This is a genomic window from Actinomadura sp. NPDC048032 (genome assembly GCF_040653175.1).
Taxonomy (GTDB): Bacteria; Actinomycetota; Actinomycetes; order Streptosporangiales; family Streptosporangiaceae; genus Spirillospora; species Spirillospora verrucosospora.
This window is the reverse complement of the sequence record NZ_JBEZJP010000054.1, coordinates 23197-29559: the sequence shown is the minus strand read 5'-3', so window position 1 is coordinate 29559 and position 6363 is coordinate 23197. Positions and strand designations below refer to the sequence as shown.

Annotated in this window: 8 protein-coding genes; 3 read left to right on the top strand and 5 right to left on the bottom strand. The window is 72.0% G+C overall.

Features of this window, described 5'->3' with window-relative positions:
- Window positions 1-116: 116 nt before the first annotated feature.
- The 4 genes from AB0C69_RS10555 to fbaA form a co-directional block, all read right to left on the bottom strand.
- Window positions 117-968 carry a maleylpyruvate isomerase N-terminal domain-containing protein gene (locus AB0C69_RS10555; protein WP_360352380.1) on the bottom strand — a complete coding sequence of 284 codons (852 nt, stop codon included), beginning with the start codon at window positions 966-968 and terminating at the stop codon, window positions 117-119.
- 92 nt (window positions 969-1060) lie between these two features.
- Window positions 1061-2095 carry a carboxymuconolactone decarboxylase family protein gene (locus AB0C69_RS10550; protein ID WP_360352377.1) on the bottom strand — a complete coding sequence of 345 codons (1035 nt, stop codon included), beginning with the start codon at window positions 2093-2095 and terminating at the stop codon, window positions 1061-1063.
- 212 nt (window positions 2096-2307) lie between these two features.
- Entirely contained in the window at window positions 2308-2757 is a 450-nt protein-coding gene (locus AB0C69_RS10545) for a helix-turn-helix domain-containing protein (protein ID WP_345171368.1), read from the bottom strand.
- A 72-nt stretch (window positions 2758-2829) separates the two neighbouring features.
- Window positions 2830-3852, bottom strand: coding sequence for a class II fructose-bisphosphate aldolase (fbaA, locus tag AB0C69_RS10540; protein WP_360352374.1), 1023 nt, complete (start codon window positions 3850-3852; stop codon window positions 2830-2832).
- A gap of 169 nt (window positions 3853-4021) precedes the next feature.
- Here fbaA and AB0C69_RS10535 point away from each other — a divergent pair, with 169 nt between their 5' ends.
- Window positions 4022-4747: a DedA family protein gene (locus tag AB0C69_RS10535; protein WP_345171364.1), complete on the top strand. Its 726-nt coding sequence runs from the start codon at window positions 4022-4024 to the stop codon at window positions 4745-4747.
- 72 nt (window positions 4748-4819) lie between these two features.
- Window positions 4820-5221 (top strand): RodZ domain-containing protein, encoded by a 402-nt coding sequence (locus tag AB0C69_RS10530; protein ID WP_345171829.1) that lies wholly within the window; start codon window positions 4820-4822, stop codon window positions 5219-5221.
- Here AB0C69_RS10530 and pyrE read toward each other — a convergent pair.
- Window positions 5218-5754: an orotate phosphoribosyltransferase gene (gene pyrE / locus AB0C69_RS10525; RefSeq protein WP_345171362.1), complete on the bottom strand. Its 537-nt coding sequence runs from the start codon at window positions 5752-5754 to the stop codon at window positions 5218-5220. The genes AB0C69_RS10530 and pyrE overlap by 4 nt on opposite strands.
- Before the next feature lie 59 nt (window positions 5755-5813).
- On the opposite strand from pyrE, the gene AB0C69_RS10520 reads away from it, so the two are divergent.
- Entirely contained in the window at window positions 5814-6338 is a 525-nt protein-coding gene (locus tag AB0C69_RS10520; protein WP_360352369.1) for a hypothetical protein, read from the top strand.
- The last annotated feature ends 25 nt before the right edge of the window (window positions 6339-6363 follow it).

Below are 6363 nucleotides of genomic sequence, written 5' to 3'. Positions count from 1 at the left end.
CGGCTCCTCACCTCGCCGGGATGATCACATGTACAGACCCGCGCGGCGGCGAGAAATCATCGGCGGCCGTTGCCGGTCCACCTCGTGAGGGGCGGTGAAAAGCGCGGCGTCGCCGTTTACGAGGGAAGACGCACGATCCGCAGGAATGCGGGGAGGACCCAGGGCCGCCGGCCCCGGATGACGACCTTGCGGCTCAGCACCGCCCGCGCCCTGCCGATCCGTCCGAACAGCATCAGGTTGAGCGCCGTCGGGTCGAAGAAGAGCCGCACGTCGGGGCGGCCGTCCGGCTCCTCCACGGTGACGAACCCGTCGGTCATCGCCATCACCACGGGGGCGGTGTGGTCGGAGCGGAACTCGACGGAGATCCGCCCGGCGGGCGCGGGGCCGTGGCCGTCCAGCAGCCGTCCGTACCCGTACTCGGTCACCCCGACGAGGAACATCTCGAAGAAGGGGGCCGCCTCCCGCGCCGGGACGTGCCAGGGCCTGCGCATGGGCCGGGCCATGTCCCGCCCGTGGATCTGGAGCTCGTTGAGGAGGTGCGCCAGCAGCCCGCCGAGCGGGACGCGCGAGCCGCCCAGCCAGGGCAGCGCCGTCGTCGGATCCGCGTCCCGCGTCGCCGTCAGGATCCGGCCGACATCGCGGACCAGGAGGTCGGCGAGCGCCCGCGGATCGCGCTCGGGGAAAAGGCGCAGCAATTCCTCGTTCGCGGCGTCGACCGTATCGACGATCGTGCTCCGGACGAGTTCGTCGGGCACGGCCAGGGGATCGTCGCACCCGGCAGGATCGACCATCTGGTGATAGAACCGCGCGAGAGTGGCGACGTGCGCCGCCGTATCGGTGACGGTCCAGGTGGCGGTGGCATTCGCGTCGGAACCGGGCGAGGTCAGCAGCCCGGCGAACCGGTCGCCGGTCTCGCGCAGATACTTCCGGGTCGCCGCCCAGTTCTCTTCCGTAAGCCGAACCACCATGGCCAGATGGTCGCAATTTCCATCGAGCCCGGCAAGCTTTCAAAAAGGGGGACCGAATTCCGCGAAACGGCCAGTAACTCCGGCGGCCCGGGTCAGGCCGCCGCCGCCCGCGCGGCGGTGAACGCGGCCCATGCCAGGCATTCCAGCAGGCGGGCGTCCGCACCGTCGTCGCGGCGGAACTCCGCGATGACCGCCGGGCCGACCCGGTGCGAGGCGAGCGCGGTCAGCAGCACGAGCCGTCCGGCGGGACGGTCCGCCGGCGGAAGCCCGGCCACGGCCGCGTCGATCCGCGCGGGCTCGGCCGTGCGCCCGTCCCACCCGGCGAGCTCGGCGGCCAGCAGGTCCCGGACGGGCGCCGGCACCACCCGCTCGCCCGCCCGGTCGATGACGGCCGACGCGCGCGCGAGCGCATCGGCGATCACCTCGTTGCCCGCCGTCCAGGGCGGCGCGCCGGACGCCGGCGCGGCCGGCAGCAGGCCGAGGGAGTCGCCCGGCGCGTGCCGGGCGCGCGAGCTCGCGGCCATCAGGCGGCCCACCACCCGGCTGATCGCGCCGTGCGCCCGTGCCGGGGCCCTCGGGGGGAACGGCGAGTCGCCCAGGAAGATGTTGACCATCCGGTTGTAGTAGTGGAAGGCGAAGGCGGTGCCGACGATCTCGGGCACCTGCTCGGGCGGGAACGGGTGCCCGGGCGCCCCGGGCGTGCCGAACCGCTCGCCCCACTCGGCGATCGCGCGGATGCGCGGGTCGCCCACCTCGCCGAGCCTGCCCGCGGCGATCGCGGCGGCGTCGCGCCCGCGCACGAGCCCGTGCAGCGTGGTGCTGTGCGCCGCCACGCAGTAGGGGCAGGAGTTGCCGAGCGACACCGCCGCGGCGGCGGCCTCCTTGGCCGCGCGGTCGGCCTCCCCCGGCACGACCAGGGTCTCGCGCAGCATCGTCCACACGGCGGCGAGCAGGTCGGGGACGGGGGAGTGCAGGATCACCGGCGGCGCGAGGATGCCGAAGTCCCGTTCGAGCTGGCCGTAGACCCGCGCGACCAGCCCCCGGGCGGCCGCGTGCCGGACGACTGAGACGTGCGCGACCTGCGCTTCCGCCCCGCGCCGCGCCGCCCGGACCAGACTGCTGTTCATCGCCGAACCACGCCCTGCCGTCCTCGGTGCGCGCCTGGGCTCGGATGGTACCGACGGAGGCCTGGAAGCACAGCCGCTCCCGCGACGGCCGCGAGCACTCCGGGAGCATCTCGGGCCGTCCGGAAAGGGCCGGCCATGACGGGAGGCCGGCTCGGGGGCGTCCGGCGGAATTAGGACCTGGCTCGAAGGGGGCTCGGACTCCGGAACACGGCCTAGGCGCTCGGGCCGGGGCGGGGGGCGACGTCGGCGGGGCCGAGGTGCGCGCCGCAGGAGCCGCACGTGAACGCGGGGGTCAGCGCGCCGTCGCAGCCCCGGTGCCCGATGATCAGCGGCGGGCCCTCCGGCGCGTAGTGGCGGTCGCCCCACATCATCAGGGTCATGACCGCGGGCCACAGTTCCACGCCCTTGCGGGTCAGCCGGTACTCGTGCCGCTCCGGCCGCTGCTGGTACGGGACGCGGCGCATGATGCCCTCGTCGCAGAGCCGGTTGAGCCGGTCGGTGAGGACGTTGCGGGCCACGCCCAGGGCCTGCTGGAAGTCGTCGAAGCGCCGCACGCCCTGGAACGCGCTGCGGATCACCAGCATCGTCCAGCGGTCGCCGACGACCTCCAGCGAGCGGGCGACCGAGCAGTTCTGCGAGTCGTACGTGCGGGGCAGTGCCACGCTTCGGAGCCTACCCGCGTTTCGTCAGGCAACGGGCATGGCCGGGGGCCCCGCGGCCCCCGGCCCGCTCCGCTACTTCAGCTTCTGGCCGGCGGACTGGAGGTTCTCGGCGGCCTGGACGATGCGGGCGGCCATCGCGGCCTCCGCCGCCTTGCCCCACGAGCGCGGGTCGTACTGCTTCTTGTTGCCGACCTCGCCGTCGACCTTCAGCACGCCGTCGTAGTTGCGGAACATGTGATCGGCGACCGGGCGGGTGAAGGCGTACTGGGTGTCGGTGTCGATGTTCATCTTGACGACGCCGTACGACACCGCCTCCCGGATCTCCTCCAGCGTGGAGCCCGAGCCGCCGTGGAACACCAGGTCGAACGGCTTGTCCTTGCCGTACTTGGCGGCGACCGCGTCCTGGATCTCCTTGAGCACCGCGGGACGCAGCTTGACCGAGCCCGGCTTGTAGACGCCGTGCACGTTCCCGAACGTCGCGGCCAGGATGTAGCGGCCCTTCTCGCCCACGCCGACGGCCTCGGCGGTCGCGAGCGCGTCGCCGGGCGTCGTGTAGAGCTTCTCGTTGATCTCGTTGGCGACGCCGTCCTCCTCGCCGCCGACGACCCCGATCTCCATCTCCATGATGATCCGGGCCTTGGCGCACTCCTCCAGGAGTCCGGCGGCGATCCGCAGGTTCTCGTGCAGCTCGACGGCGGACCCGTCCCACATGTGCGACTGGAACAGCGGCTCCTCGCCGCGCGCCACCCGCTCCTGCGAGATCTTCACCAGCGGCCGCATGAAGCCGTCCAGCTTGTCCTTCGGGCAGTGGTCGGTGTGCAGGGCGATGTTCACCGGGTACTTGGCCGCCACGACCCGGGCGTACTCCGCCAGCGCGGTCGCGCCCGTGACCATGTCCTTCACCGTGGAGCCTGACAGGTACTCGGCTCCTCCGGTGGACACCTGCACGATGCCGTCGCTCTCGGCCTCCGCGAAACCGCGCAGCGCGGCGTTCAGCGTCTGGCTGGACGTCACGTTGATCGCGGGGAAGGCGAAGCCGTCGCGCTTCGCACGGTCGAGCATCTCCGCGTAGACCTCGGGCGTTGCGATGGGCATTGTCAGCGTCCTTTCATACGCAGGGTGCCGCCGGGCATCCGGCCGGGCGGTAGCTCCCGGACGTCCGCGTACCCAGTGACTGCCCAGGTCACGCGGTTTCCGGGTCGGGCATGCCGTCCGCGCCCAGTATCTCGCCTAATCGGAGCGTGGGGAAAGGTACGCTCGCTGTGTGGATCTCACTGCCCTTCCCCTTGACATCACCGAGTGGCTGCACCCGACCGCATGGCTGCAGCTTTTCGGCACATTCGCGACGATCGGCGTGCTCGCCATCATCTTCGCGGAGACCGGCCTGCTGATCGGCTGCATCCTTCCGGGCGACTCGCTGCTGTTCACGGCGGGGATCCTCACGGCGGTCTCGACCGTCAACGGCCAGGACTTCCAGCCGCTGTCGCTGCCCTGGCTGCTGATCGGCGGGCCGGTGGCGGCGATCGCCGGCGCCCAGCTCGGCCACTTCCTCGGCGCCCGCTACGGCCGCAAGCTCTTCGACCGGCCGGACTCGCGCATCTTCAAACAGGAGTGGGTGGAGAAGGCCGAGTACTACTTCAACCGGTTCGGCCCCGCGAAGGCGGTGGTCCTTGCCCGGTTCATCCCGATTGTCCGGACGTTCCTCAACCCGCTCGCCGGGATGCTGGGCATGGACGCGAAGAAGTTCTTCGTCTGGAACGCGATCGGCGGCATCGTCTGGACGGACGCGCTGTTCCTCCTCGGCCACTTCCTCGGGTCCGAAGTGCCCGACGTTGAGAAATACATCCTCCCGGGCGTAGCGGTCATCCTGGTTCTCTCGGTCATTCCGATCATTCGGGAGGTCCTGAAGGGCCGCAAAGCGGACCACGGTCCGAATAAGAATGGTCCGGAAGAGTCCCGTCCGTCGCTCAGCGGTGACAGTTATCGCTAACCTCCCCATGTGGGACGTCACCGGTCGGACCCTAGGGGTCTCGCGCGCATACTGATCGCGGCCTTGGCCGTGATGGCCGCCTTGGCCCTGCTCATCGTCGGGGGCATGGCCCTGGTCAACGCGATCATGAGCGAGCCCGACAAGAAGGGACCCGCGACGGGGGCATCGCCATCCGGTGACGGCGGGCGGACCACACCGAGCAGCAACGAGACCACCACGTCGCCGACGGCGCCGCTGCCCCTGGTGATCCGCGTGACCGGCCAGCCGACGACCGTCGTGGTCCGGGTGGCCGACGCCGGCGGCAAGGTGCTCGCCAACAGCACGCTCAACACCGGCGACACCCTCCAGTTCAAGGAGGCGCCCCTGCAGGTCGTCGCTCTCAACGGCGGCTCCCTGCAGGTCGCGATCTACGGCAAGGTCCAGCCGCGCGAGCCGAACGGCCAGCGCGCCCAGTGGCTCGTCAAGGCCCGCTAGCCGAGACCGAGGTCGGCGACCTCGTAGGGGTGCCGGTACTCCAGGCCCTCCTCGGCGATCCGGCCGGCCGCGCCGCGCTCCAGGATCGTCGCGACCGCCACCACCTCCGCCCCCGCCTCGCGCAGCGCCTCCACCGCCGTGAGGACGGAGCCTCCGGTGGTCGAGGTGTCCTCCACGGCGAGGACCCGGCGCCCCGCCACGTCCGGCCCCTCGATCCGGCGCTGCAGCCCGTGGGCCTTGCCCGCCTTGCGGACGACGAACGCGTCCAGGGCCCGGCCGCGGGCCGCCGCCGCGTGCAGCATCGCGGCGGCCACCGGGTCCGCCCCGAGCGTCAGCCCGCCCACGGCCTCGTAGTCGAGGTCCGCGGTCGCGTCCAGCATGACCCGGCCCACGAGCGGGGCCGCGGCCCCGTCCAGCGTCACCCGGCGCAGGTCCACGTACCAGGACGCCCGCTTCCCCGAGGACAGCACGAAGTCGCCGTGCACCACGGCCTTGTCCTTGATCTTCTGCAGCAGCTCATCACGATCGCTCACGTGCAGAACCCTATTGACCCTGCGTACGCGCTCCGTCCCCGCCGTGTACGGTTCGCGGGGTGACACCCGGAACCGTCGTCCTGCTGCACGCCCCCGGCGCCACCGCGGCCTCCTGGGGCGACCTTCCCGAGATGCTCCGCTCGTACGGCCTGGACGTCGTGGCGCCGGACGTCCCGGACGACTCCGGCCCCCGCTACATCGCCCGCGTCTCGCTCACCATCACCGCGACCGCCCCGGTGCCGCCGCTCGTCCTCGTGGCGCACGGGGCCGCCGGCCCTCTGCTGCCCGGCATCGGCCTGGCGCAGCGCGCCGCCCACCGCGCCGTGGGCGGCTACGTGTTCGTCGACGCCGATCTGCCCCGCCCGGCCCGGCACGACCACGACGCCCCGCAGGACGACCTCCCCACGGCCCCAGATTGGCCGGAGGCGCCCTGCGGGTACCTCCGGACCCATGCGGACCGCTCCGCCTCCCCGGAGCACGACCAAGCCGTCAGAGAGGCTCACCTACGCGGCTGGCCCGTGACCGAACACGAACCCCCCACCGCCGCCGCCCAATCCCTGAGCGAACTCATAGCCCGCTTGTGAGGAAGCCTGAACGGGGCGGCTCGTG

Bases quoted from the DNA above. Each gene is read 5' to 3' on its own strand.
- AB0C69_RS10550 (WP_360352377.1), bottom strand. From the start codon at position 2,095: ATGAACAGCAGTCTGGTCCGGGCGGCGCGGCGCGGGGCGGAAGCGCAG.
- AB0C69_RS10530 (WP_345171829.1), top strand. From the start codon at position 4,820: ATGGCCGCCTTGGCCCTGCTCATCGTCGGGGGCATGGCCCTGGTCAAC.
- fbaA (WP_360352374.1), bottom strand. From the start codon at position 3,852: ATGCCCATCGCAACGCCCGAGGTCTACGCGGAGATGCTCGACCGTGCG.
- AB0C69_RS10555 (WP_360352380.1), bottom strand. From the start codon at position 968: ATGGTGGTTCGGCTTACGGAAGAGAACTGGGCGGCGACCCGGAAGTAT.